21 protein-coding genes are annotated in these 25,178 nt (G+C 58.6%); 20 read left to right on the top strand and 1 reads right to left on the bottom strand.

The genetic code is table 11. The annotated features are described in order from the left end of the window. Nucleotides 1–11 precede the first annotated feature (11 nt). From uppS to ispD, 19 genes are all read left to right on the top strand, one after another. Nucleotides 12–767: a polyprenyl diphosphate synthase gene (gene uppS, locus ACI514_RS19665; protein ID WP_007908854.1), complete on the top strand. Its 756-nt coding sequence runs from the start codon at nucleotides 12–14 to the stop codon at nucleotides 765–767. Continuing rightward, a complete protein-coding gene (locus tag ACI514_RS19660) occupies nucleotides 767–1,573 on the top strand; it encodes a phosphatidate cytidylyltransferase (RefSeq protein ID WP_160056213.1) in 807 nt (268 codons plus the stop codon). The genes uppS and ACI514_RS19660 overlap by 1 nt, the downstream gene beginning before the upstream one ends. Further along, on the top strand, nucleotides 1,570–2,760 hold the full coding sequence (ispC, locus tag ACI514_RS19655; RefSeq protein WP_160056215.1) for a 1-deoxy-D-xylulose-5-phosphate reductoisomerase: 1,191 nt from the start codon (nucleotides 1,570–1,572) through the stop codon (nucleotides 2,758–2,760). The genes ACI514_RS19660 and ispC overlap by 4 nt, the downstream gene beginning before the upstream one ends. 54 nt (nucleotides 2,761–2,814) lie before the next feature. Next, a complete protein-coding gene (gene rseP / locus ACI514_RS19650) occupies nucleotides 2,815–4,167 on the top strand; it encodes a sigma E protease regulator RseP (protein WP_405122232.1) in 1,353 nt (450 codons plus the stop codon). Nucleotides 4,168–4,241: 74 nt separating this feature from the next. Continuing rightward, a complete protein-coding gene (gene bamA / locus ACI514_RS19645; RefSeq protein WP_160056219.1) occupies nucleotides 4,242–6,617 on the top strand; it encodes an outer membrane protein assembly factor BamA in 2,376 nt (791 codons plus the stop codon). 45 nt (nucleotides 6,618–6,662) lie between these two features. Next, nucleotides 6,663–7,166: an OmpH family outer membrane protein gene (locus tag ACI514_RS19640; RefSeq protein WP_007908849.1), complete on the top strand. Its 504-nt coding sequence runs from the start codon at nucleotides 6,663–6,665 to the stop codon at nucleotides 7,164–7,166. Nucleotides 7,167–7,169: 3 nt separating this feature from the next. Further along, entirely contained in the window at nucleotides 7,170–8,225 is a 1,056-nt protein-coding gene (gene lpxD / locus ACI514_RS19635; protein ID WP_160056221.1) for a UDP-3-O-(3-hydroxymyristoyl)glucosamine N-acyltransferase, read from the top strand. Nucleotides 8,226–8,331: 106 nt separating this feature from the next. Beyond that, nucleotides 8,332–8,772: a 3-hydroxyacyl-ACP dehydratase FabZ gene (fabZ, locus tag ACI514_RS19630; RefSeq protein ID WP_003222142.1), complete on the top strand. Its 441-nt coding sequence runs from the start codon at nucleotides 8,332–8,334 to the stop codon at nucleotides 8,770–8,772. Continuing rightward, nucleotides 8,769–9,545, top strand: coding sequence for an acyl-ACP--UDP-N-acetylglucosamine O-acyltransferase (gene lpxA, locus ACI514_RS19625; protein WP_064393182.1), 777 nt, complete (start codon nucleotides 8,769–8,771; stop codon nucleotides 9,543–9,545). Before fabZ ends, lpxA begins: the two co-directional genes overlap by 4 nt. A 2-nt stretch (nucleotides 9,546–9,547) precedes the next feature. Continuing rightward, nucleotides 9,548–10,678, top strand: a complete 1,131-nt coding sequence (gene lpxB, locus ACI514_RS19620; RefSeq protein WP_405122231.1) for a lipid-A-disaccharide synthase — start codon at nucleotides 9,548–9,550, stop codon at nucleotides 10,676–10,678. 11 nt (nucleotides 10,679–10,689) lie between these two features. Further along, nucleotides 10,690–11,316: a ribonuclease HII gene (gene rnhB / locus ACI514_RS19615; protein ID WP_007908845.1), complete on the top strand. Its 627-nt coding sequence runs from the start codon at nucleotides 10,690–10,692 to the stop codon at nucleotides 11,314–11,316. Between the two features lie 76 nt (nucleotides 11,317–11,392). Continuing rightward, complete coding sequence (gene dnaE / locus ACI514_RS19610) at nucleotides 11,393–14,914, top strand: DNA polymerase III subunit alpha (RefSeq protein WP_160056225.1); 3,522 nt, start codon at nucleotides 11,393–11,395, stop codon at nucleotides 14,912–14,914. Nucleotides 14,915–15,053: 139 nt separating this feature from the next. Next, nucleotides 15,054–16,001 (top strand): acetyl-CoA carboxylase carboxyltransferase subunit alpha, encoded by a 948-nt coding sequence (locus ACI514_RS19605; RefSeq protein ID WP_158960639.1) that lies wholly within the window; start codon nucleotides 15,054–15,056, stop codon nucleotides 15,999–16,001. A gap of 133 nt (nucleotides 16,002–16,134) precedes the next feature. After that, the gene (gene tilS / locus ACI514_RS19600; RefSeq protein WP_405122230.1) at nucleotides 16,135–17,463 is read left to right on the top strand and encodes a tRNA lysidine(34) synthetase TilS; all 1,329 of its coding nucleotides are present in this window, start codon (nucleotides 16,135–16,137) and stop codon (nucleotides 17,461–17,463) included. A 274-nt stretch (nucleotides 17,464–17,737) separates the two neighbouring features. Then, on the top strand, nucleotides 17,738–19,369 hold the full coding sequence (locus ACI514_RS19595; protein WP_160056229.1) for a CTP synthase: 1,632 nt from the start codon (nucleotides 17,738–17,740) through the stop codon (nucleotides 19,367–19,369). 5 nt (nucleotides 19,370–19,374) lie between these two features. Beyond that, entirely contained in the window at nucleotides 19,375–20,220 is an 846-nt protein-coding gene (gene kdsA, locus ACI514_RS19590; RefSeq protein ID WP_160056231.1) for a 3-deoxy-8-phosphooctulonate synthase, read from the top strand. 157 nt (nucleotides 20,221–20,377) lie between these two features. Then, nucleotides 20,378–21,667: a phosphopyruvate hydratase gene (gene eno, locus ACI514_RS19585; protein ID WP_007908839.1), complete on the top strand. Its 1,290-nt coding sequence runs from the start codon at nucleotides 20,378–20,380 to the stop codon at nucleotides 21,665–21,667. Nucleotides 21,668–21,838: 171 nt separating this feature from the next. Next, on the top strand, nucleotides 21,839–22,117 hold the full coding sequence (gene ftsB, locus ACI514_RS19580) for a cell division protein FtsB (protein WP_007908838.1): 279 nt from the start codon (nucleotides 21,839–21,841) through the stop codon (nucleotides 22,115–22,117). After that, nucleotides 22,114–22,821: a 2-C-methyl-D-erythritol 4-phosphate cytidylyltransferase gene (ispD, locus tag ACI514_RS19575; RefSeq protein WP_160056233.1), complete on the top strand. Its 708-nt coding sequence runs from the start codon at nucleotides 22,114–22,116 to the stop codon at nucleotides 22,819–22,821. The genes ftsB and ispD overlap by 4 nt, the downstream gene beginning before the upstream one ends. 143 nt (nucleotides 22,822–22,964) lie before the next feature. Here the strand turns inward: ispD and ACI514_RS19570 are convergent, their stop codons facing one another. Next, the gene (locus tag ACI514_RS19570) at nucleotides 22,965–23,861 is read right to left on the bottom strand and encodes a LysR substrate-binding domain-containing protein (RefSeq protein WP_034156318.1); all 897 of its coding nucleotides are present in this window, start codon (nucleotides 23,859–23,861) and stop codon (nucleotides 22,965–22,967) included. A 116-nt stretch (nucleotides 23,862–23,977) separates the two neighbouring features. On the opposite strand from ACI514_RS19570, the gene ACI514_RS19565 reads away from it, so the two are divergent. Continuing rightward, on the top strand, nucleotides 23,978–25,090 hold the full coding sequence (locus ACI514_RS19565) for an S-(hydroxymethyl)glutathione dehydrogenase/class III alcohol dehydrogenase (protein WP_008081726.1): 1,113 nt from the start codon (nucleotides 23,978–23,980) through the stop codon (nucleotides 25,088–25,090). Nucleotides 25,091–25,178 lie beyond the last annotated feature (88 nt).

The raw sequence follows: 25,178 nt of genomic DNA, 5'->3' as shown, positions 1-25,178 counted from the left end.
TCGAGCTTTAAATGGACAAGACCAAGCAGACTGCGCCGTCCGCGGTGCCGCGCCATGTCGCGATCATCATGGATGGCAACAATCGCTGGGCGAAAAAACGCTTTATGCCGGGTGTCGCCGGGCATAAAGCGGGTGTGGATGCTGTGCGGGCCGTGATCGAGGTGTGTGCCGAGGCCAAGGTCGAAGTGCTCACCCTGTTCGCGTTTTCCAGTGAGAACTGGCAGCGTCCGGCCGATGAAGTCAGTGCCTTGATGGATCTGTTCTTCAAGGCCTTGCGTCGTGAAGCCAAGCGCCTCAACGACAACAACATCAGCCTGCGTATCATCGGCGATCGTTCGCGCTTTCATCCGGAGCTTCAGGCAGCAATGCGTGAAGCCGAAGCGATGACGGCGGGTGCGAACCGGTTCATCCTGCAGATCGCTGCCAATTACGGCGGTCAGTGGGATATTGCACAGGCTGCCCAGCGTCTGGCGCGTGAAGTCCAGGCCGGGCACCTGCGCCCGGAAGACATTACCCCGGATCTGCTGCAAACCTGTCTGGCGACCGGCGATCTGCCATTGCCGGACCTGTGCATCCGTACCGGTGGCGAACACCGCATCAGCAACTTCCTGCTGTGGCAACTGGCTTACGCCGAGTTGTACTTCTCCGACCTGTTCTGGCCGGACTTCAAACACGATGCCATGCGCAATGCGCTGGCCGATTTCGCTTCACGCCAGCGTCGCTTCGGTAAAACGAGCGAGCAGGTTGAAGCTGGAGCCCGGGTTTAATGCTTAAACAACGAATCATCACTGCACTGATCCTGCTGCCGATTGCCTTGTGCGGGTTTTTCCTGCTGGAAGGCTCCGGTTTTGCCTTGTTTATCGGTCTGGTCGTGACTTTGGGGGCGTGGGAATGGGCGCGTCTGGCAGGCTTCACCGGGCAAGCGTTCCGCGTGGGTTTTGCCGCCGTGGTCGCGTTCATGCTGTTTATCATGTACATCCTGCCCGGGCTTGCCCCGTGGGTGCTGGGTGCTTCTGTGCTGTGGTGGGCGGTGGCAACATGGCTGGTGCTGACCTATCCACATTCCAGCGTGCATTGGTCTAGCGCCGCTACCAAGCTGGTCATCGGTCTGTTGATTCTGCTACCGGCCTGGCAAGGCCTGGTGCAGATCAAGCAGTACCCGCTGGGTAACTGGCTGATCATGGCTGTGATGGTGCTGGTCTGGGGTGCCGATATCGGGGCTTATTTCTCTGGTCGCAAATTCGGCAAGCGCAAGCTGGCCCCGCAAGTCAGTCCGGGCAAAAGCTGGGAAGGCGTATACGGTGGCCTGGCGTTGAGTCTGGTGATTACCGCCATTGTCGCGTTTGTCCGCGACTGGACCGTCGCCGAGTTGCTTAAAGGCTTGATTGGCGCTGCGCTGATCGTCTTTATCTCCGTGGTTGGCGACCTGACCGAAAGCATGTTCAAGCGTCAGTCCGGCATCAAGGACAGCAGTAACCTGCTGCCTGGTCATGGCGGCGTACTTGATCGTATCGACAGCCTGACAGCGGCCATCCCGGTGTTTGCCGTGCTGCTGTGGATGGCTGCGCCGTGAGTCGTCCTCAACAGATCACCGTTCTGGGTGCGACCGGCTCGATCGGTCTGAGTACGCTGGATGTCATTGCCCGCCATCCTGAGCGTTATCAGGTGTTCGCGCTGAGTGGCTTCACGCGCCTGACTGAGCTTTTCGCCCTGTGCGTGCGTCACGTGCCGCAATTTGCCGTGGTGCCGGAAGCTTCCGCCGCGCGCGGTTTGCAAGATGATTTGCGTGCCGCCGGTTTACCGACCCGTGTGCTGGTGGGGGAGGAGGGCCTGTGTCAGGTCGCTGCTGCTCCGGAAGTCGATGCAGTGATGGCGGCGATCGTTGGTGCGGCAGGGCTGCGTCCCACCCTGGCGGCTGTCGAAGCGGGCAAGAAGATTCTTCTGGCCAATAAAGAGGCGCTGGTGATGTCCGGCGCTCTGTTCATGCAGGCAGTGCGCAAGAGTGGTTCGGTGCTGCTGCCGATCGATAGCGAGCACAACGCGATTTTTCAGTGCATGCCACAGGATTTTGCCCGTGGATTGAGTTCGGTCGGTGTCCGTCGGATTTTACTCACAGCCTCTGGTGGTCCGTTCCGACAGACGCCGATGAGTGAGCTGGCGCATGTTTCACCTGAGCAGGCGTGTGCTCACCCGAACTGGTCCATGGGGCGCAAGATTTCGGTCGATTCGGCCAGCATGATGAATAAAGGTCTCGAGCTGATCGAGGCCTGTTGGTTGTTTGATGCCAAGCCTTCGCAGGTCGAGGTGGTGATTCACCCGCAGAGCGTGATTCACTCGCTGGTCGATTATGTCGATGGCTCGGTGCTGGCGCAGTTGGGTAATCCCGACATGCGCACGCCGATCGCCAATGCCCTGGCCTGGCCGCAGCGCATTGATTCCGGCGTGGCACCGCTGGATTTGTTTGCTGTGGCGCGTCTGGACTTCGAAGCGCCCGATGAAGAGCGTTTCCCTTGTCTGCGTTTGGCACGGCAAGCTGCCGAGGCGGGTGACAGTGCTCCGGCGATGCTGAACGCAGCCAACGAAGTGGCGGTGGCGGCGTTTCTCGACGGACGGGTTCGTTACCTGGAAATCGCGAGTATCATCGAAGAAGTCTTGAGCCTCGAGCCGGTCGTAGCATTGGCGGATCTCGATGCCGTATTTACGGCAGACGCCAAGGCGCGAGTTCTGGCCGAACAGTGGTTGAAGCGCCACGATCGATAGAATTTGCTACACAATGGCTACACGCGGCACTGAACAGGATTGCGGAGAAAGTAGATGAGCGCGCTCTATATGATTGCCGGCACCCTGATCGCCTTGGGTGTGCTGGTCACCTTTCACGAATTCGGCCACTTCTGGGTCGCGCGTCGCTGTGGCGTCAAGGTTCTACGTTTCTCCGTGGGCTTTGGCATGCCGTTGTTGCGCTGGCACGACAAGCAGGGCACCGAGTTTGTGGTTGCCGCGATTCCGCTGGGTGGCTACGTCAAAATGCTCGATGAGCGTGAGGGCGAAGTCCCGGTCGATCAGCTTGATCAATCGTTCAACCGCAAATCCGTGCGTCAGCGTATCGCCATTGTTGCGGCCGGCCCCATTGCCAATTTTCTCTTGGCGCTGGTGTTCTTCTGGGTGTTGGCGATGCTCGGCAGCGAGCAGGTGCGTCCGGTCATCGGTGCGGTTGAATCCGGCAGTATCGCCGCCAGAGCCGGTTTGAACGCGGGTGAGGAAATCGTCGCTATCGATGGAGAGCCGACTACCGGTTGGGCGGCCGTCAATCTGCAGTTGGTCCGGCGCCTGGGCGAAAGCGGTTCTCTGCAGTTGCTGGTGCGTGAGCAGGGTTCGACAGCGGATTCGCCGCGTGAACTGAAGCTGGATAACTGGCTTAAAGGTGCTGATGAGCCAGACCCGATCCGCTCTTTGGGTATTCGTCCGTGGCGCCCGGCTTTGCCACCGGTGCTTGCCGAACTTGATCCGAAAGGTCCGGCCCAGGCTGCTGGTCTGAAGACCGGTGATCGCCTGTTGGCACTCGACGGCCAGGCGCTGAATGACTGGCAGCAGGTGGTCGATACGGTTCGTACGCGTCCTGATACCAAAATCATGCTGCGCATCGAGCGCGACAGTGCTCAAATCGACGTCCCTGTTACTCTGGCGGCGCGCGGTGAAAGCAAATCGCCAAGCGGATATCTGGGTGCAGGTGTAAAAGCGATCGACTGGCCGCCGGAGATGATTCGTGAGGTCAGTTACGGGCCTCTGGCTGCCATTGGCGAGGGTGCCCGTCGCACTTGGACCATGAGCATTCTGACGCTCGATTCGCTAAAGAAAATGCTGTTCGGCGAGCTCTCGGTAAAAAACTTGAGTGGACCGATAACCATTGCTAAAGTGGCGGGCGCTTCTGCCCAGTCGGGCGTCGCTGATTTCCTGAATTTCCTTGCTTATCTGAGTATTAGCCTGGGCGTTCTGAATTTGCTGCCCATTCCTGTACTGGATGGGGGGCATTTGTTGTTTTATCTGATCGAGTGGGCGCGTGGTCGTCCCTTGTCGGATCGGGTGCAAGGTTGGGGGATACAGATCGGTATCAGTTTGGTGGTCGGGGTGATGTTGCTAGCTCTGGTCAACGATCTGGGTCGACTGTAACGCTTCGCTGAATTGCGAATCTGCCGCATTTTGCGGCAGTTTGTTTATTGCCAGTTGGAATAAGAAAGGACTTCATGAAACGTCTGCTGCTAACTGCGGTTCTCACCGTATTGATGATCGCCGAAGTTCACGCCGAGTCCTTCACTATCTCTGATATTCGCGTCAATGGCCTCCAGCGGGTCTCCGCGGGTAGCGTCTTTGGTGCCTTGCCGTTGAACGTCGGTGAGCAGGCGGATGATCGTCGCCTGGTGGAATCCACTCGTGCGTTGTTCAAAACCGGTTTCTTTCAAGATATCCAGCTGGGCCGCGAAGGCAACGTTCTGGTAATCACGGTCGTTGAACGCCCGTCGGTCGCCAGTATCGAGATCGAAGGCAACAAAGCGATCTCCACTGAAGACTTGATGAAAGGTCTCAAACAGTCTGGTCTGGCTGAGGGCGAGATCTTCCAGCGCGCCACCCTCGAAGGTGTGCGTAACGAGCTGCAACGTCAGTACGTCGCGCAAGGCCGCTACTCGGCTACCGTTGATACCGAAGTGGTGTCGCAGCCGCGTAACCGTGTTGGTCTGAAAGTGAAGATCAACGAAGGTACCGTTGCGGCCATTCAGCACATCAACGTGGTGGGCAACACGGTTTTCCCCGAGGAAGACCTGACCGACCTGTTCGAGCTGAAAACCACCAACTGGTTGTCGTTCTTCAAGAACGACGACAAGTACGCCCGTGAAAAGCTTTCCGGTGACCTGGAGCGTCTGCGTTCCTACTATCTGGACCGTGGCTATATCAACATGGATATCGCTTCGACCCAGGTTTCCATCACCCCGGACAAGAAGCACGTCTACATCACTGTCAACGTCACCGAAGGCGAGAAATACACCGTTCGTGACGTCAAACTCAGCGGTGACCTGAAGGTTCCTGAAGATCAGGTCAAGTCCCTGCTGCTGGTGCAGAAAGGCCAAGTGTTCTCGCGCAAGCTGATGACCACCACGTCCGAGCTGATCACACGTCGTCTGGGTAACGAGGGCTACACCTTCGCCAACGTCAACGGCGTACCTCAGCCGCATGATGATGACCACACCGTCGATATCCTGTTTGCTGTTGATCCGGGCAAGCGTGCCTACGTCAACCGCATCAACTTCCGTGGCAACACCAAGTCCGAGGACGAAGTGCTGCGTCGTGAAATGCGTCAGATGGAAGGTGGCTGGGCTTCGACCTACCTGATCGACCAATCCAAGACTCGTCTTGAGCGTCTGGGCTTCTTTAAAGAGGTCAACGTTGAAACCCCGGCTGTGCCAGGTGTCGACGACCAGGTTGACGTGAACTATGCAGTTGAAGAACAGGCTTCCGGTTCGATTACCGCCAGTGTCGGTTTCGCCCAGAGTGCCGGTCTGATCCTCGGTGGTTCGATCACCCAGAACAACTTCCTCGGTACTGGTAACCGCGTCAGCATCGGCCTGACCCGTAGCGAATATCAAAGCCGCTACAACTTCGGCTACGTTGACCCCTACTGGACCGCCGATGGCGTGAGCCTGGGTTACAACGCGTTCTATCGCACCACTGACTACAAAGACCTCGACGTCGATGTAGCAAGCTATGCGGTAGACAGCCTGGGTGCCGGCGTCAACGTTGGCTACCCGATCAGCGAAACTTCGCGTCTGACCTTTGGCCTCTCGGTTCAACAGGACGAGATCAAGACCGGTACCTACACCGTTGACGAGATTTTCGACTTCGTTAACAAGGAAGGCGACAAGTACCTGAACTTCAAGGCGTCAGCCGGCTGGTCCGAATCGACACTGAACAAAGGCGTACTGCCGACCCGCGGCCGTTCCCAGAGCCTGACCCTGGAAACCACCGTGCCGGGCAGCGACCTTTCGTTCTACAAACTTGATTACCGCGGCCAGCTGTTCCAGCCGATCAGCGAGAACTACACCCTGCGTCTGCACACCGAATTGGGTTATGGCGACGGTTACGGCGGGACTGACGGCTTGCCGTTCTATGAAAACTACTATGCTGGTGGTTTCAACTCGGTTCGTGGCTTCAAGGACAGCACACTCGGTCCACGCAGTACGCCAAGCCGTGGCACAAACCCGGGTACGCGTCTTGACCCGGATCAGGATCCGCTGCCGTTCGGTGGTAACGTTCTGATCCAGGGTGGTGTCGAGGTTCTGTTCCCGCTGCCATTCGTGAAAGATCAGCGCTCCCTGCGGACTTCGGTATTCTGGGATGTGGGTAACGTATTTGACTCGCAGTGCAAGGACACTACCAATGCCAACGGCTCGTCGTCGAACACCAAGTGCAACGACATCAGCCTGAGCAACATGGCCAGTTCCGTGGGTGTGGGTGTGACCTGGGTCACCGCACTGGGTCCTCTGAGCTTCGCGTTGGCCATGCCGATCAAGAAGCCGGATGAGGCTGAAACTCAAGTGTTCCAATTCTCCCTCGGCCAGACGTTCTAAGCGTCTGACCCAAGATAACGACAATGGATTTTGTAGGAGTGCATCGTGCGTAAGTTGACTCAATTGGTTCTCCTGGCCTCCTTGATGGTGGCAGGCCCGGCATTTGCCGACATGAAAATTGCCGTTCTGAACTATCAGATGGCCTTGCTGGAATCCGACGCTGCGAAAAAGTACGCCGTGGATGCCGAGAAGAAGTTCGGTCCGCAACTGACCAAGCTGAAAACCCTGGAAAGCAGCGCCAAGGGTATTCAGGATCGTCTGATGGCCGGTGGCGACAAAATGCAGCAAGGTGAACGTGAGCGTCTGGAGCTGGAATTCAAGCAAAAGGCCCGTGACTTCCAGTTCCAGTCCAAGGAGCTGAACGAAGCCAAAGCTGTTGCCGACCGAGAAATGCTCAAGCAACTGAAGCCGAAACTGGATAGCGCAGTGGAAGAAGTCATCAAGAAAGGTGGTTTTGATCTGGTGTTCGAGCGTGGTGCAGTGATCGATGTCAAACCTCAGTACGACATCACGCGCCAGGTTATCGAGCGCATGAATCAGCTGAAGTAACCCATGACCGTGACTATCAAGCTCGGCCAGTTGGCCGAGTTCCTCGGCGCCACCCTGCGTGGCGACCCTGAGACGAAAATTACTGGGCTAGCCACTTTGCAAGAGGCTGGCCCAGCTCAGTTGAGCTTTCTGGCAAACCCTCAATATCGCAAATACCTCCCCGGCTCGCAGGCCGCTGCATTGCTGCTCAAAGAGGCCGATGCCGAAGGTTTTGCCGGTAATGCGTTGGTGGTGCCGGATCCTTACCTGGCTTACGCGCGAATCTCGCATCTGTTCGATCCCAAGCCAAAAGCCGCTGCGGGTATCCATCCGTCGGCGGTCATTGCGCCTGACGCAGTGGTTGATCCAACCGCCAGCATCGGCCCATTCGTGGTGATCGAGGCCGGTGCGCGGATCGCGGCAAACGTGGCATTGGGCGCGCATTGCTTCATCGGCGCGCGCAGTGAAATCGGCGAAGGCGGTTGGCTAGCGCCCCGCGTAACGCTGTATCACGACGTGCGGATCGGCAAGCGCGTGGTTATCCAGTCCGGTGCCGTGCTCGGCGGCGAAGGTTTCGGTTTCGCCAACGAAAAAGGCATCTGGCAGAAAATCGCCCAGATCGGTGGCGTGACCATCGGCGACGATGTCGAGATTGGCGTGAACACCGCCATCGACCGCGGTGCGTTGGCCGATACCGTGATCGGCAATGGCGTTAAGCTCGACAACCAGATCCAGATCGCCCACAACGTTCAGGTCGGTGATCACACCGCCATGGCCGCGTGTGTTGGCATTTCCGGTAGCACCAAAATCGGCAAGCATTGCATGCTGGCCGGTGGTGTCGGTCTGGTCGGCCACATTGATATTTGCGACAACGTTTTCCTGACCGGGATGACCATGGTGACCCACTCGATTACCGAGCCGGGTGCCTATTCTTCCGGTACAGCCATGCAACCGGCGGCCGAATGGCGCAAAAGCGCGGCCCGCATTCGTCAGCTCGATGACATCGCGCGACGTTTGAAACAGCTGGAAAAGCGCGTAGGGGAAGTGACCCCTGACGGCAATGCTTCATCAGATGGCTGATACCATTTCCATATCAAGTGTGCACAGCCTCTAGACTGCCTCCTTGATTTGCTAGAGGAGTGCGCGTCAGTCGCGCTCCCAATCTTTACATAGGCTTCCCCCCGAAATGATGGACATCAACGAGATTCGCGAATACCTGCCTCACCGTTACCCGTTCCTGCTGGTGGATCGGGTGGTGGAACTGGACACTGAAGGCAAGCGCATTCGCGCCTACAAGAATGTCAGCATCAATGAACCGTTCTTCAATGGTCACTTCCCTGCGCATCCAATCATGCCGGGCGTGCTGATCATCGAAGCGATGGCTCAGGCTGCCGGGATCCTCGGTTTCAAAATGCTTGATGTGAAGCCTGCCGACGGCACGCTTTACTACTTCGTCGGCTCCGACAAGCTGCGCTTCCGTCAGCCGGTGTTGCCGGGCGATCAGTTGATCCTTGAAGCCAAGTTCATCAGCTGCAAGCGTCAGATCTGGAAGTTCGAATGCCAGGCTTCGGTCGACGGCAAGCCAGTCTGCTCCGCTGAAATCATCTGCGCGGAACGCAAGCTATGAGTTTGATTGACCCTCGCGCAATCATCGATCCGTCGGCCGTTCTGGCTGATGGCGTCGAGGTCGGCCCGTGGTCGATCATCGGCGCAGGTGTGGAAATCGGCGAGGGTACCGTGATCGGGCCGCATGTCATCCTCAAAGGCCCGACCCGCATCGGCAAGCACAATCGCATCTACCAGTTTTCCTCGGTAGGCGAAGACACGCCCGATCTGAAGTACAAAGGCGAAGAAACCCGTCTGGTGATCGGTGACCACAATGTCATCCGTGAAGGCGTGACGATCCACCGTGGCACCGTTCAGGACCGTTCGGAAACCACGCTGGGCGATCACAACCTGATCATGGCTTACGCTCACATCGGGCATGACAGTGTCATCGGTAACCACTGCATTCTGGTCAACAACACGGCGTTGGCCGGCCATGTGCATGTGGATGACTGGGCGATCCTCTCCGGGTTCACCCTTGTTCACCAGTATTGCCACATTGGCGCCCACAGCTTTTCCGGCATGGGCACCGCCATCGGCAAGGACGTTCCGGCGTTCGTCACCGTGTTCGGCAACCCTGCCGAAGCGCGCAGCATGAACTTCGAAGGCATGCGCCGTCGCGGTTTCAGCGAGGACGCGATCCACACCCTGCGTCGCGCTTACAAAACCGTCTATCGCCAAGGCCTCACGGTCGAGCAGGCACTGGCCGAACTGGTCGAACCTGCTGCGCAGTTCCCGGAAGTCGCGATATTCCGTGACTCCATTCAGTCGTCGACTCGCGGCATCACTCGCTGATCATGGCCAATCTGCGTATTGCGCTGGTGGCAGGTGAAGCTTCCGGTGACATTCTCGGCGCCGGTCTCATGCGCGCGCTCAAGGTGCAGCATCCAGCCGTCGAGTTCATCGGCGTCGGCGGCCCGTTGATGCAGGCCGAAGGCCTGACGTCCTACTTTCCCATGGAGCGCTTGTCGGTCATGGGGCTGGTGGAAGTCCTCGGTCGGTTGCGCGAGCTGCTTAAGCGCCGCAAGGACCTGATCGCCACGCTGATCGCCGAGAAGCCGGATGTGTTCATCGGTATCGATGCGCCGGATTTCAACCTCAATATCGAACTCAAGCTGCGTCAGGCCGGGATCAAGACCGTGCATTACGTCAGCCCTTCGGTATGGGCATGGCGGCAGAAACGGGTGCTGAAGATTCGCGAAGGCTGCGATCTGATGTTGACGCTGCTGCCGTTCGAAGCAAAATTCTACGAAGAGAAAGGCGTGCCGGTGCGGTTCGTTGGCCACACACTGGCCGACACCATTCCGCTGGAGGCCGATCGTGCTGCGGCGCGTGCCGAGCTGGGCTTGCCTGACGGCCCGCTGGTGGCGTTGATGCCCGGCAGCCGTGGCGGCGAAGTGTCTCGACTGGGTGCGCTGTTCCTTGATACTGCCGAACGTCTGCGTGCGATGCGCCCGGGTTTGCGCTTTGTCATTCCGTGCGCCAATGCCGAACGCCGCGCGCAGCTTGAAGAGCTGCTCGCAGGCCGGGATCTGCCGGTGACCCTGCTCGATGGCAAATCGCATCTGGCTCTGGCTGCGTGCAACGCCGTGTTGATCGCCTCCGGCACCGCCACCCTTGAAGCACTGTTGTACAAGCGGCCGATGGTCGTGGCGTACCGTTTGGCACCGCTGACGTTCTGGATTCTGAAGCGGATGGTCAAGAGCCCGTACGTGTCCTTGCCGAATCTGCTGGCCCAGCGACTGCTGGTTCCAGAATTATTGCAGGATGATGCAACAGTCGAGGCGCTGGCACAGACCCTGTCGCCATTGATCGAAGGCGGCGAAGAACAGACGCGCGGCTTTGATGAGATTCACCGCACGCTGCGGCTGGATGCCTCCAATCAGGCGGCGGACGCCGTCCTTAACCTGATCGGTCAGACACGATGAGCAAGACAAGCATGCAGATGGGCCTGGATTTCACTCTGGTCGCCGAAGTCGAAGAACTGGTCGCCGGTGTCGATGAAGTCGGTCGTGGTCCGTTGTGCGGTGCCGTGGTCACGGCGGCGGTGATCCTCGATCCGAATCGGCCGATCCTGGGCCTCAACGACTCGAAAAAACTCACTGAAGCCAAGCGTGAAAAGCTCTACGACGAGATCATCGAGAAATCCCTGAGCTGGTGCATCGCTCGCGCCGAAGTCGAAGAAATCGACGAGCTCAACATTCTCCACGCGACCATGCTGGCCATGCAGCGTGCAGTGGCCGGCCTGCACATTCAGCCGAAGCTGGCGATGATCGACGGCAACCGCTGCCCGCAATTGCCGATGCGCGCCGAAGCGGTCGTGCAGGGCGACGGCAAGGTTCCAGCCATCGCTGCCGCATCGATTCTGGCCAAAGTCAGCCGCGATCGCGAAATGGCCGCCTTCGAATTGATCTACCCGGGTTACGGCATCGGTGGCCATAAAGGCTACCCGACGCCCGTTCATCTGGAAGCGTTGGTGCGTCTTGGCCCGACGCCGATTCACCGGCGCTCGTTCGCCCCGGTGCGTCAGGCTTATGAAGCGCTCGAAGGCCTGACACAGGTTTAGTCGCAAGGCTGATGTTTTGTTCGAGGCCCGGTACAATCCGGGCCTTGTTGTCTCTATGTAACTGGACAGGATCACTATGCCGGCTTCATTCGTTCATCTACGCCTGCACACTGAATACTCCCTGGTCGATGGGCTGGTGCGGATCAAGCCACTGGTCAAGGCGCTGACGGCCATGAACATGCCGGCGGTCGCGGTCACCGACCAGAACAACATGTGTTCTCTGGTCAAATTCTATAAAAACACCATGGGCGCAGGCATCAAGCCGATCTGCGGCGCCGACCTGTGGCTGTCGAACAAGGATCCGGACGCACCGCTGAGCCGGCTCAGCCTGTTGGTGATGAACGCCAAGGGCTATCGCAACCTCACCGAGCTGATCTCGCGCGGATTCATCGAAGGCCAGCGCAACGGCATGATCATTGTCGAGCGTGAATGGGTTGCTGAAGCCAACGAAGGCTTGATCATGCTGTCCGCCGCCAAAGAAGGCGAGATCGGCATGGCCATGATTGGCGGCAACCCGGCAGAAGCCGAAGTGCTGGCGCGGGAATGGATGGCGGTGTTCCCGGATCGCTTCTATCTGGAAATCCAGCGCACCAATCGTCCTAACGATGAAGAACAACTGCACGGTGCCGTCGCACTTGCCGACAAACTTGGCGCGCCTCTGGTGGCGACCAACGATGTACGTTTCATCAAGCAGGAAGACTTCGCCGCCCACGAAACCCGCGTATGCATCGGTGAGGGCCGCGCCCTCGACGATCCGCGGCGTTCGAAGAATTACAGCGATCAGCAATACCTGAAAAGCGCCGAGGAAATGATCGAGCTGTTCAGCGATATTCCTGACGCGATTGAAAACACCGTCGAGATCGCCAAGCGCTGCAATATCGAAGTCAAACTGGGCACGCACTTTTTGCCCAACTTCCCGATTCCTGATGGTATGACCATCGACGAATACTTCCGTAAAGTCTCCTTCGACGGTCTCGAAGAACGCTTGTCGGTGCTGCTACCCAAAGACACCACCGAAGACTACGAAGCCAAGCGTCAGGTCTACGTCGACCGCTTGAATTTCGAGCTGGATATCATCATCCAGATGGGCTTCCCCGGCTACTTCCTGATCGTTATGGACTTTATCCAGTGGGCCAAGAACAACGGCGTACCGGTAGGTCCGGGCCGTGGGTCGGGTGCCGGGTCGCTGGTGGCCTACGTGCAGAAGATCACCGACCTCGACCCGCTGGAATACGACCTGCTGTTCGAACGTTTCCTTAACCCGGAACGGGTATCGATGCCCGACTTCGACGTCGACTTCTGCATGGACGGTCGTGACCGCGTAATCGACTACGTGGCCGAGAAATACGGCCGCAACGCGGTAAGCCAGATCATCACCTTCGGTTCCATGGCCGCAAAAGCGGTGGTGCGTGACGTGGCGCGGGTGCAGGGCAAGTCCTATGGCCTGGCGGATCGTCTGTCGAAGATGATTCCGTTCGAAGTCGGTATGACCCTGGAAAAAGCCTACGAGCAGGAAGAAATCCTCCGTGACTTCATCAAGGTCGATGAAGAGGCTGCGGAAATCTGGGAGATGGCGCGCAAGCTCGAGGGCGTCGTGCGTAACGTCGGTAAACACGCTGGTGGTGTGGTGATCGCGCCGACCAAGCTGACCGACTTCTCGCCGATCTATTGCGATGAGGCCGGCGACGGTCTGGTAACCCAGTTCGACAAGGACGACGTTGAAGCGGCCGGTCTGGTGAAGTTCGACTTCCTCGGTCTGCGTACGCTGACGGTGATCGACTGGGCGCTGAAGACCATCAACCGCGACCGCGCCAAGGTCAACGAACCGCCGCTGGATATTGCGTTTATCCCGCTGGACGACAAACCGACGTACTCGTTGTTGCAGAAAGCTGAAACCACCGCGGTGTTCCAGCTTGAATCGCGCGGCATGAAAGAGCTGATCAAAAAGCTCAAGCCCGACTGCCTCGAAGACTTGATCGCACTGGTGGCCCTGTTCCGTCCGGGCCCGCTGCAGTCCGGCATGGTGGATGACTTCATCAACCGTAAGCACGGTCGCGCCGAACTGGCGTACCCGCACTCGGACTACCAGTACGAAGGCCTCAAGCCTGTTCTGGCGCCGACTTACGGCATCATCCTGTATCAGGAACAGGTGATGCAGATTGCTCAGGTCATGGCCGGTTACACCCTCGGCGGTGCAGACATGCTGCGTCGGGCGATGGGTAAGAAAAAACCCGAAGAAATGGCCAAGCAACGCGGCGGTTTCATTGAGGGTTGCAAGACCAACAATATCGACGCCGACCTCGCCGGTAACATTTTCGACCTGGTGGAAAAATTCGCCGGTTACGGCTTCAACAAGTCTCACTCCGCTGCTTACGGTCTGGTGTCGTACCAGACCGCTTGGCTGAAAACCCATTACCCGGCGCCGTTCATGGCCGCGGTACTGTCGGCGGACATGCACAATACCGACAAGGTCGTGACCTTGATCGAAGAAATTCGCACCATGAAGCTGCGCCTCGACGCGCCGGATGTGAATACTTCGGAATTCAAGTTCACGGTGAATGATGAGGGCCGGATCATCTATGGCCTGGGCGCGATCAAAGGCGTAGGCGAGGGGCCGGTTGAGGCGATCACTGAGGCGCGTCTGGCGGGGCCGTTCAAGGATCTGTTCGATTTCTGCGCCCGGGTCGACCTCAAGCGCATCAACAAACGCACGCTCGACGGCTTGATCCGCAGCGGCGCTCTGGATCGCCTTGGCCCGTACTTCCACGATGAGCAAAAAGCCTACCAAGCCAACATCGACCGCAACCGCGCGGTGCTGCTGACGGCCATGGAAGAGGCGATCAAGGCCGCCGAACAAACTGCACGCACTCAGGACAGCGGGCACTCAGACCTGTTCGGTGGACTGTTCGTCGAAGAAGACGCTGACGTTTACGCCAACCATCGCAAGGCCAAGGAGTTGACGCTCAAGGAGCGGCTCAAAGGGGAGAAAGACACCCTGGGCCTGTACCTGACCGGTCACCCGATTGATGAATACGAAGGTGAAATCCGTCGTTTCGCCCGCCAGCGCATCATTGATCTGAAACCGGCGCGAGATACCCAGACCGTCGCAGGCATGATCATTGCGCTGCGGGTCATGAAGAACAAGAAGGGCGACAAGATGGGGTTCATCACCCTGGATGACCGCTCTGGACGCATCGAGGCCTCGCTGTTTTCCGAGTCGTTCCATGCGGCGCAGTCGTTGTTGCAGACTGACGCGATGGTGGTCGTCGAAGGCGAGGTCAGCAATGACGACTTCTCCGGCGGCCTGAAGCTGCGGGTCAAGCGCGTGATGAGCATGGAAGACGCCCGGACCAACCTCGCCGAAAGCCTGCGCCTGAAGCTGCAAACCCAGGACCTGAAAGGCGATCAGCTACGCTGGTTGGGTGATTTGCTCAAGCGTCATCGCGGCGCGTGCCCGGTGACCATGGAGTACACCAGCCCGGATGCGAAGACCTTGCTGCAGTTTGGCGAGACCTGGCGGATCGACCCGGCAGATGCGTTGATTCAAGCACTGCGTGACCAGTTCGGGCGAGACAACGTCTTCCTCCAATACCGTTGACCGGCGAGTGCCATCATTGCGCTCGCCCGCCACCTGAATTTTTAATCTCGACCTCAGCGCGCCTCTCCCTTAAGGTAGGGCGCGAATAGACAACCGGCCGACCCAAGCTCATTTGGGACACGACCCAAGACGGACGCCTATGAACCCGAATTTTCTAGATTTCGAACAGCCGATCGCCGACCTGCAAGCCAAGATCGAAGAGTTGCGCTTGGTCGGTAATGACAATTCGCTGAATATCGGCGATGAGATCTCCCGCCTGCAGGACAAGAGCAAGACGCTGACCGAAGACATCTTCGGCAAGCTGACCAGCTGGCAGATCGCACGCCTGGCGCGTCACCCGAAACGCCCGTACACCCTGGACTACATCCAGCACATCTTCACCGAGTTCGACGAACTGCACGGCGACCGTCACTTCTCTGACGACGCCGCTATCGTTGGCGGCATCGCCCGTCTGGAAGATCAGCCGGTGATGATCATCGGTCACCAGAAAGGCCGCGAAGTGCGCGAGAAGGTGCGCCGCAACTTCGGCATGCCACGTCCGGAAGGCTACCGCAAGGCTTGCCGCCTGATGGAGATGGCCGAACGTTTCAAAATGCCGATCCTGACCTTCATCGACACCCCGGGTGCATACCCAGGCATCGACGCTGAAGAGCGTAACCAGAGTGAAGCGATTGCCTGGAACCTGCGCGTGATGTCGCGTCTGAAGACTCCGATCATCGCCACCGTAATTGGTGAAGGTGGTTCCGGTGGTGCACTGGCGATCGGCGTCTGCGATCAGCTGAACATGCTGCAATACTCGACCTACGCGGTGATCTCGCCAGAAGGTTGCGCTTCGATTCTGTGGAAAACCGCCGAAAAGGCGCCGGATGCTGCTGAGGCGATGGGTATCACCGCCGAGCGCCTGAAAGGCCTGGGCATTGTCGACAAGGTGATTGGCGAGCCTCTGGGCGGCGCGCACCGTGATCCGGCTGCCGCCGCTGCATCGATCCGTGCCGAGCTGAGCTCGCAACTGGCGATGCTGAAGAAGTTCGATAACGAAGCGCTGTTGAAGCGCCGTTATGATCGGCTGATGAGCTACGGTCTCTAAGTCGACGCGCAATACCCCTGTAGGAGTGAGCCTGCTCGCGATGAGGGTGTAACATTCAACCAATGTGTTGGCTGTCACACCGCTATCGCGAGCAGGCTCACTCCTACATTTGTTTTGGGGCAAAGAGTTAAATATGGGTCAGTCCATGATTGATTTGCCTTCCCGGCTGTTGCTTAACCTTGAGCCTTGGCGCAATGCCGCTCATTGGCGCATCGCGTTTTCCGGTGGTCTTGATTCCACCGTCCTGCTGCATCTGCTTGCCTCTCTGGCAAAATCTGAATCCCTCCCTGCGCTAAGCGCCATCCATATCCATCACGGCCTTCAGGCTGCGGCTGATGCGTGGCCACAACACTGCCAGTCTGTCTGCGATGCGTTGGGGGTGCCGTTGCTGATTGAGCGGGTGAGGGTGCAACCGGGCGCGAGTCTGGAGCGGGCGGCGCGGAATGCGCGATACGCCGTGTTCAGTGCGCTGACGCAAGCCAATGACGTGTTGCTCACTGGCCAGCATCGTGATGATCAAGCGGAAACGCTGTTGTTTCGATTCATGCGTGGTGCGGGTGTGCGCGGATTGGCGGGGATGCCCAAGCAGCGACCAGTCGGGCAGGGCACACTGATTCGTCCGTTACTGGATGTCTCTCGTTCCGAGCTGGAAGCGTATGCGCAGGCTCATCACTTGAACTGGATCGAAGACCCATCGAATCAGGATCGGCAGTTCTCGCGCAATTACCTGCGGCATCAGGTCATGCCGTTGCTGAGCGAGCGCTGGCCGCAAGCGCAGACAAGCATGGCTCGCAGTGCCGCGCATCTGCGTGAGGCACAGGGTCTGCTCGATGAGTTGGCGCAGATCGATCTGGCAACCGCCGCCACCGCGCATGGTTTCGAATGGCTGGGGCTGCCGTCGCTGGAACTGGCGCCGCTGGCTGTGCTGTCTGCCGCCCGCCAACGCAACGCCCTCAGTCACTGGCTGGAACCAATGACTCGCTTACCCGACACCGACCATTGGTCGGGTTGGACAAATCTGTGTGATGCCGCTGCTGATGCGGTACCGGTCTGGCGTCTGGCCGACGGCGAGTTACACCGCAGCGCCGGACGCCTCTGGTGGCTCAGCGGCTACTGGCTGCGCACGCCGATGATCGGCGGCGACTGGCAGACGCCGGCGTCAGCGCTACGCTTGGCCGATAATGGTCGTGTCGCGTTCAGCGGGCAGAGCCCTGTCGGGCCGTTGCGCATTGCCTATCGTCAGGGCGGCGAAGTCATGCATCTGGCGGATCGCGGTCACCGTGATCTCAAGCGCCTGCTCAATGAGCGCGCGGTGCCGGGCTTCGTGCGTGGCAGATTGCCGCTGCTGTTTCGTGACGATGAATTGCTCGCGGTGGCGAACCTGCCGGGACTTGATGGCCCTGCGCAGGACGGCTGGAAATTGCATTGGCTGCCAACAGACGAAGATCAAGGTTTGAGCTGAAAGGAGCATTCCGGTAGACTACGCTCCCTTCTTGATACAACTTCTGTGGATTCGCCTGAATTGCAGGAGTTGCCGATTACCAAGCAGTCTTTGCTGGGCGATTCCAAAAAATGTGTAGCGAGCAACGTACCGGTGTTTCACCTACCGGTCTGTCCCAACGCGGCGGTTTTTTTGAAAGGTGCACTGTGATTAATGCAGGTGATCGGGGGCTTCGGCCTTCCTTCGCTTTCCCCGGCGGCTCGTACCGCTTTAACGCAGACTTCTAGGGTTTTTCATGACGCGCTACATATTCGTCACGGGCGGTGTTGTTTCTTCATTGGGGAAAGGCATTGCATCGGCTTCATTGGCGGCCATCCTGGAGGCGCGGGGACTTAAGGTCACCATGCTGAAGCTGGACCCGTACATCAACGTCGACCCGGGCACGATGAGCCCGTTCCAGCACGGTGAAGTGTTCGTCACCCACGACGGCGCCGAAACCGACCTGGACCTGGGCCACTACGAGCGGTTCATCCGCACGACCATGACCCAGAACAACAACTTCACCACTGGCCGTGTCTACGAGCACGTGCTGCGCAAAGAGCGCCGTGGTGACTACCTGGGTGCAACCATCCAGGTGATTCCGCACATCACCGACGAAATCAAGCGCCGCATCATCAAGGGTGCCGGTGACGCTGACGTGGCGATGGTTGAAATCGGTGGCACCGTCGGTGACATCGAGTCGCAACCGTTCCTCGAAGCCATTCGTCAACTGCGTTTCGAAGTCGGCGCCAAGCGCGCGATGCTGATGCACCTGACTCTGGTGCCGTACATCGCCACCGCTGGCGAAACCAAGACCAAACCAACCCAGCACTCGGTAAAAGAGCTGCGTTCGATCGGTCTGCAGCCAGACGTGCTGGTGTGCCGTTCCGATCACCCGATCGACATCTCGTCGCGTCGCAAGATCGCCCAGTTCACCAACGTTGAAGAGCGTGCGGTAATTGCGCTGGAAGACGCCGACACCATCTACAAGATCCCGGGCATCCTGCACTCGCAAGGTCTGGACGATTTCGTCGTTGAGCGTTTCGGTCTGCAATGCGGCAGCGCTGATCTGTCCGAGTGGGAAGCGGTGGTTGACGCCAAGCTGAACCCGGAGCACGAAGTGACCATCGCCATGGTCGGCAAGTACATGGAGCTGCTGGACGCCTACAAGTCGCTGATCGAAGCGATGAGTCACGCCGGCATCAGCAACCGCACCAAGGTCAATCTGCGTTACATCGATTCCGAAGACATCGAAAACCAGGGCACTGCGCTGCTCGAAGGTGTTGATGCGATCCTCGTGCCGGGCGGCTTCGGTCTGCGCGGAGTGGAAGGCAAGATCACTGCGGTTCAGTACGCTCGCGAACACAAGGTTCCGTACCTGGGTATCTGCCTCGGCATGCAAGTGGCGGTCATTGAGTTCGCCCGTAACGTGATGGGCTGGAAAGACGCCAACTCCACCGAGTTCGATCGCGCCAGTGGCCATCCGGTTGTCGGTCTGATCACCGAGTGGGAAGACGCGACCGGTGCCGTTGAAGTGCGTACCGAATCGTCCGACCTGGGCGGCACCATGCGTCTCGGCGCTCAGGACTGCCTGCTCGAAGCCGGCTCCAAGGTGCACGACTGCTACGGCAAGGACGTGATTGTCGAGCGTCACCGTCACCGTTACGAAGTGAACAACAACCTGCTGCCACAACTGATCGAAGCCGGCCTGAAAATCTCCGGTCGCTCCGCTGATGCTGCGCTGGTTGAAGTGGTGGAAGCGGCCGATCACCCATGGTTCGTCGCTTGCCAGTTCCACCCTGAGTTCACCTCGACACCACGCGATGGCCATCCGCTGTTCAGTGGTTTTGTCAAAGCTGCGTTGGCTCAACACCAGAAGAAGGCGTAACCCCGATGGCACAGAAGATCATCCGCGTCGGCGACATCGAGATTGCCAACGACAAACCCATGGTGCTGTTCGGCGGCATGAACGTGCTGGAAAGCCGCGACATGGCCATGCAGGTTTGCGAAGAGTACGTGAAGGTTACCGAAAAACTCGGCATCCCTTACGTGTTCAAGGCCAGCTTCGACAAGGCCAACCGTTCTTCTGTGGCCTCTTATCGTGGTCCTGGCCTGGAAGAGGGCATGCGCATCTTCCAGGACATCAAACAAGCCTTCGGCGTGCCGATCATCACCGACGTCCATGAGCCTGATCAGGCCGCGGTCGTCGCTGAGGTCTGCGACATCATTCAACTGCCGGCCTTCCTGTCGCGCCAGACCGATCTGGTCGTCGCGATGGCCAAGACCAATGCAGTGATCAACATCAAGAAAGCCCAGTTCCTCGCGCCTCAGGAAATGAAACACATCCTGAACAAGTGCGTCGAAGCGGGTAACGATCAACTGATCCTCTGCGAACGTGGTTCGAGCTTCGGCTACAACAACCTCGTGGTCGACATGCTCGGCTTCGGCATCATGAAGCAGTTCGAGTACCCGGTATTCTTCGACGTGACCCACGCGCTGCAAATGCCGGGTGGTCGTGCCGACTCCGCCGGCGGTCGCCGCGCACAGGTTCTGGATCTGGCCAAGGCGGGCATGAGCCAGTCGTTGGCAGGTCTGTTCCTCGAAGCGCACCCGGATCCGGACAACGCCAAATGCGATGGCCCTTGCGCCTTGCGTCTGGACAAACTGGAGCCATTCCTGGTCCAGCTCAAAGCGTTGGACGAACTGGTTAAGAGTTTTCCGACGGTAGAAACCGCGTAACACTCAATTCTCCGGTAAAGTACCGCACGATTTGTCGCTCATGCCCTCGGGCATGAGCGTTATCGTCTGCAAGTCTGCCCGCTGCACACCCCTTGCCGACGGTAAAAAGATTTCCTCTAGCTGCGTCGTTTTCGTCAACTTTGGAGTGTTTACAACAATGGCAAAAATCGTCGACATCAAAGGTCGTGAAGTTCTCGACTCCCGTGGCAATCCCACCGTGGAAGCGGACGTGCTTCTCGACAACGGCATCATCGGCAGCGCTTGCGCGCCGTCCGGTGCATCCACTGGCTCGCGTGAAGCGCTCGAGCTGCGTGATGGCGACAAGAGCCGTTACCTGGGCAAGGGCGTGCTCAAAGCGGTAGCCAACATCAACGGTCCGATCCGCGATCTGCTGCTGGGCACCGACCCAAGCGACCAGAAAGCCTTGGATCACGCGATGATCAAGCTCGACGGTACCGAAAACAAGGCAACTCTGGGCGCCAACGCCATCCTCGCCGTGTCCCTGGCTGCGGCCAAGGCGGCTGCGCAGGATCAGGACCTGCCGCTGTACGCACACATCGCCAACCTCAACGGCACCCCGGGTGTGTACTCGATGCCGGTGCCGATGATGAACATCATCAACGGTGGCGAGCACGCCGATAACAACGTCGACATCCAGGAATTCATGGTGCAGCCGGTTGGCGCCAAGTCGTTCTCGGAAGGTCTGCGCATGGGCACCGAGATTTTCCATCACTTGAAAGCTGTACTGAAGGCTCGTGGCCTGAGCACTGCCGTTGGCGACGAAGGCGGTTTCGCACCGAACCTGGCGTCCAACGAAGACGCGTTGAAAGTGATCTCCGAAGCCGTTGCCAACGCCGGTTACAAGCTGGGCACCGACGTGACCCTGGCGCTGGACTGCGCGGCCAGCGAATTCTACGAAGACGGCAAGTACAACCTGTCCGGCGAAGGCCAGGTGTTCACCGCTGAAGGTTTCGCTGACTACCTCAAAGGCCTGACCGAACGTTATCCGATCATCTCGATCGAAGACGGTCTGGACGAGTCCGACTGGGCTGGCTGGAAGATCCTCACCGACAAGATCGGCGAGAAGGTTCAACTGGTCGGCGACGACCTGTTCGTGACCAACACCAAGATCCTGAAAGAGGGCATCGATAAAAACATCGCCAACTCGATCCTGATCAAGTTCAACCAGATCGGCACCCTGACCGAAACCCTGGAAGCCATCCAGATGGCCAAGGCTGCCGGTTACACTGCAGTGATCTCGCACCGTTCGGGCGAAACCGAAGATTCGACCATTGCCGACCTGGCCGTGGGCACCTCGGCTGGCCAGATCAAGACCGGTTCGCTGTGCCGTTCCGACCGCGTTTCCAAGTACAACCAACTGCTGCGTATCGAAGAGCAGTTGAATGGCAAGGCCAAGTACAACGGTCGCAGCGAATTCCGCGGCTAAGTACAAATCGATGGAAGGACACCGGATTGTGTCGAAAAAGTCGTGACAGCGATGGATTTGCCACTAATCTGATGCCTTAACAGCACAAGCCTGGGTCTTCCAGGCTTCGTGCTATCAGATGCTTCAAAGTTTTGGCGTGGCTGTCTTTTTTCACTGGATACCTGATATTCGATGCGCAGTCCTTACTGGTTGTTTCTCGTTTTGCTCTTGCTACTGGCCGGTCTGCAGTACCGCCTGTGGGTGGGCAATGGCAGTCTGGCGCAAGTCGCCGAGCTGAATCAGCAGATTGCTGATCAACACGCCGAGAACGAAGGTTTGCTGGAGCGCAACCGAGTGATGGACGCTGAAGTCAGCGAGTTGAAAAAGGGCATGGAGACCGTTGAAGAGCGGGCTCGTCACGAACTGGGCATGGTCAAGGACGGCGAAACCCTTTACCAGTTGGCCCAATGATCAATTCCCTGCCGGCCTTCTGGGCCGTGATTCCTGCCGCGGGCATCGGTGCCCGAATGGCCGCGGACCGTCCCAAGCAATACCTGCAACTGGGCGGGCGCACAATTCTCGAACACAGCCTCGGCTGTTTCCTCGATCACCCAAGCCTTAAAGGGCTGGTGGTCAGTCTTGCGGTTGATGATCCTTACTGGCCGAACCTGGCCTGCGTCAGCGATCCGCGAATTCAACGCGTTGAAGGCGGGGCCGAGCGCTCCGGCTCGGTACTCAATGCCTTGCTGCATTTGCATGCGCAGGGTGCCGATGATGAGGATTGGGTGCTGGTGCACGATGCGGCACGGCCGAATCTGAGTCGTGAAGATCTCGACAAGTTACTGGATGAGCTGGCGGATGATCCGGTGGGCGGTTTGCTCGCGGTGCCGGCGCGCGACACGTTGAAGCGGGTCGACAAGCACGGTCGGGTTGTTGAGACAGTGGATCGCAGCGTGATCTGGCAGGCGTATACGCCGCAGATGTTCCGCCTGGGTGCGTTGCATCGGGCGCTGGCGGACAGTCTGGTTGCTGATGCTGTGATTACCGATGAGGCTTCGGCTATGGAGTGGGCAGGTCTCAAGCCGCGTCTGATTGAAGGGCGGGCGGATAACCTCAAGGTGACCCGGCCTGAAGATCTGGAGTGGTTGCGCCAGCGTTGGGCGAATCGCCGCTGAGTGCAGTGGCGCTTTTCTGATTGCATTCGTGAGCAGGCTCGCTCCCACATTTGATTTGCGCCTGACCCCAAATTTGCATTCACCGCCGATCCCCTGTGGGAGCGAGCCTGCTCGCGAAAGCGATAGTTCAGGCAACCCATCACTCAGCTTCGATATTCGGGCCGCTCAGCCAACCCTTCCTTAAGAAAATCCACCAACTTGCGCACCTTCGGCGACAAATGCCGCTGCTGCGGGTAAAGCGCCCACACCGCCGTATTCGGCGGCTGATGCGCCTCCAGCAGCGAAATCAACGCGCCACTGTGCAAATGTTCCAGCACGTAATAGTCAGGCAACTGACATAACCCCACGCCTTGAAGCGCCGCATCCAGCACCGCTTGCCCACTGTTGCAGCGCCAGTTGCCCTGCACCCGCTGGGAAAATTCCCGCCCGTTTTGCTCAAGCTGCCAGATGTCCGAGCTGCCGATCAGGCAATTGTGCCGACTCAATTCCGACAAACTATGTGGGCGCCCATACCGCTCAACGTAGGACGGTGAAGCACAGAGAAACATGCGGCGAGGCGCCAAGCGCGTCGCGACCAAGCGCGAATCCTGAAGCCGCCCCAAGCGAATCGCCAGATCCAACCCCTCATGTACCAGATCGAGCTGGCGGTTGCTCAGTTCGATATCGATGCGCAGCTGCGGATACAGGCCCATGAATCGCGTCACCAGCGGCACGATAAAGCGTTCGCCATACGCGACGGCGCAGGTCATGCGCAGCATGCCTTTCGGTTCGCTGGTCAGATCGCCGACGGCGCGCAATGCTTCCTCGCGACCGTCCTGCAAGCGTTGGCAATGTTGCAGAAAGGTCTGCCCGGCCTCGGTCAGCGTCACCCGACGGGTACTGCGATAGAGCAGGCGCGTCTGTAAGCGTTCTTCCAGCCGTACGATTTGTCGACTGATGTGCGAGGACGAAACCCCGAGACGTTCGGCGGCGGCAGTGAACTGGCTGCATTCAGCAACGGCGACGAACTCGTCGATGCCTTCCCAGCGATTTTCGGACATCGGGATTATCCCTGTGTGGCAATAATGTTTTGCTTTTGTCCGGATTATTCATCGTAAAGCTATGTATTACACTCCTTGTCTGGTTTTTTATTCATTGGATTCACTGGAGAGTCAGCATGATCAAGTCGCGCGCCGCCGTTGCCTTCGAGGCCAAGAAGCCGCTGGAAATCGTAGAAGTCGATGTCGCCATGCCCAAGGCCGGTGAAGTTTTGCTGCGCGTAGTCGCTTCCGGTGTTTGCCACACTGACGCTTACACCCTGTCCGGTGCAGATCCGGAAGGCATCTTCCCGTCGATCCTCGGCCACGAAGGCGGCGCCATCGTTGAAGCCATCGGCGAGGGCGTGACTTCGGTTGCCGTAGGCGATCACGTTATTCCGCTGTACACCCCGGAATGCGGACAGTGCAAATTCTGCAAGTCGGGCAAGACCAACCTGTGTCAGGCGATTCGCGCGACTCAAGGCAAAGGCTTGATGCCGGACGGTACTTCGCGTTTTTCCTACAAGGGCGAAACGATTTTCCACTACATGGGCACGTCGACCTTTTCGGAGTACACCGTGTTGCCGGAAATCTCCGTGGCCAAGATTTCCAAGGATGCACCGCTGGAAAAGGTCTGCCTGCTCGGCTGCGGCGTCACCACCGGTATCGGTGCCGTGCTCAACACCGCCAAGGTCAAACCGGGTGACACCGTGGCCATCTTCGGTCTGGGCGGCATCGGTCTGTCAGCGGTGATCGGCGCTGTTAAAGCCAAGGCTGCGCGCATCATCGCCATCGACATCAACCCGGCCAAGTTCGAGATCGCCAAGCAACTCGGCGCCACCGACTGCGTGAACCCGAAGGACTTCGATCGTCCGATCCAGGAAGTGATCGTCGACATGACCGATGGCGGCGTCGACTTCTCCTTTGAGTGCATCGGCAACGTGCAACTGATGCGCGCCGCCCTTGAGTGCTGCCACAAAGGTTGGGGTGAGTCGGTCATCATCGGTGTCGCCGGTGCCGGTCAGGAAATCTCTACCCGTCCGTTCCAGTTGGTCACCGGTCGCGTCTGGCGCGGTTCGGCGTTCGGCGGCGTGCGCGGCCGTACCGAGTTGCCGAGCTACGTCGACATGGCTCAGAGCGGCGAGATTCCGCTGGATACTTTCATCACCCACACCATGGGTCTGGAAGACATCAACAAGGCCTTCGACCTGATGCACGAAGGCAAGAGCATCCGTACCGTCATTCATTTCTAAAAGCAGCCCCAAGTTACAAGCTTCAAGCTGCAAGCAAAGGCGCTTTTGCCTTTTCTTGAAGCTCGAAGCTTGCCACTTGCAGCTGGGA

Source organism: Pseudomonas sp. M20 (genome assembly GCF_045037865.1).
In the GTDB taxonomy this organism is placed as follows: domain Bacteria; phylum Pseudomonadota; class Gammaproteobacteria; order Pseudomonadales; family Pseudomonadaceae; genus Aquipseudomonas.
The sequence above is the reverse complement of the archived record's forward strand: the minus strand, read 5'-3'. Positions and strand labels throughout refer to the sequence as shown.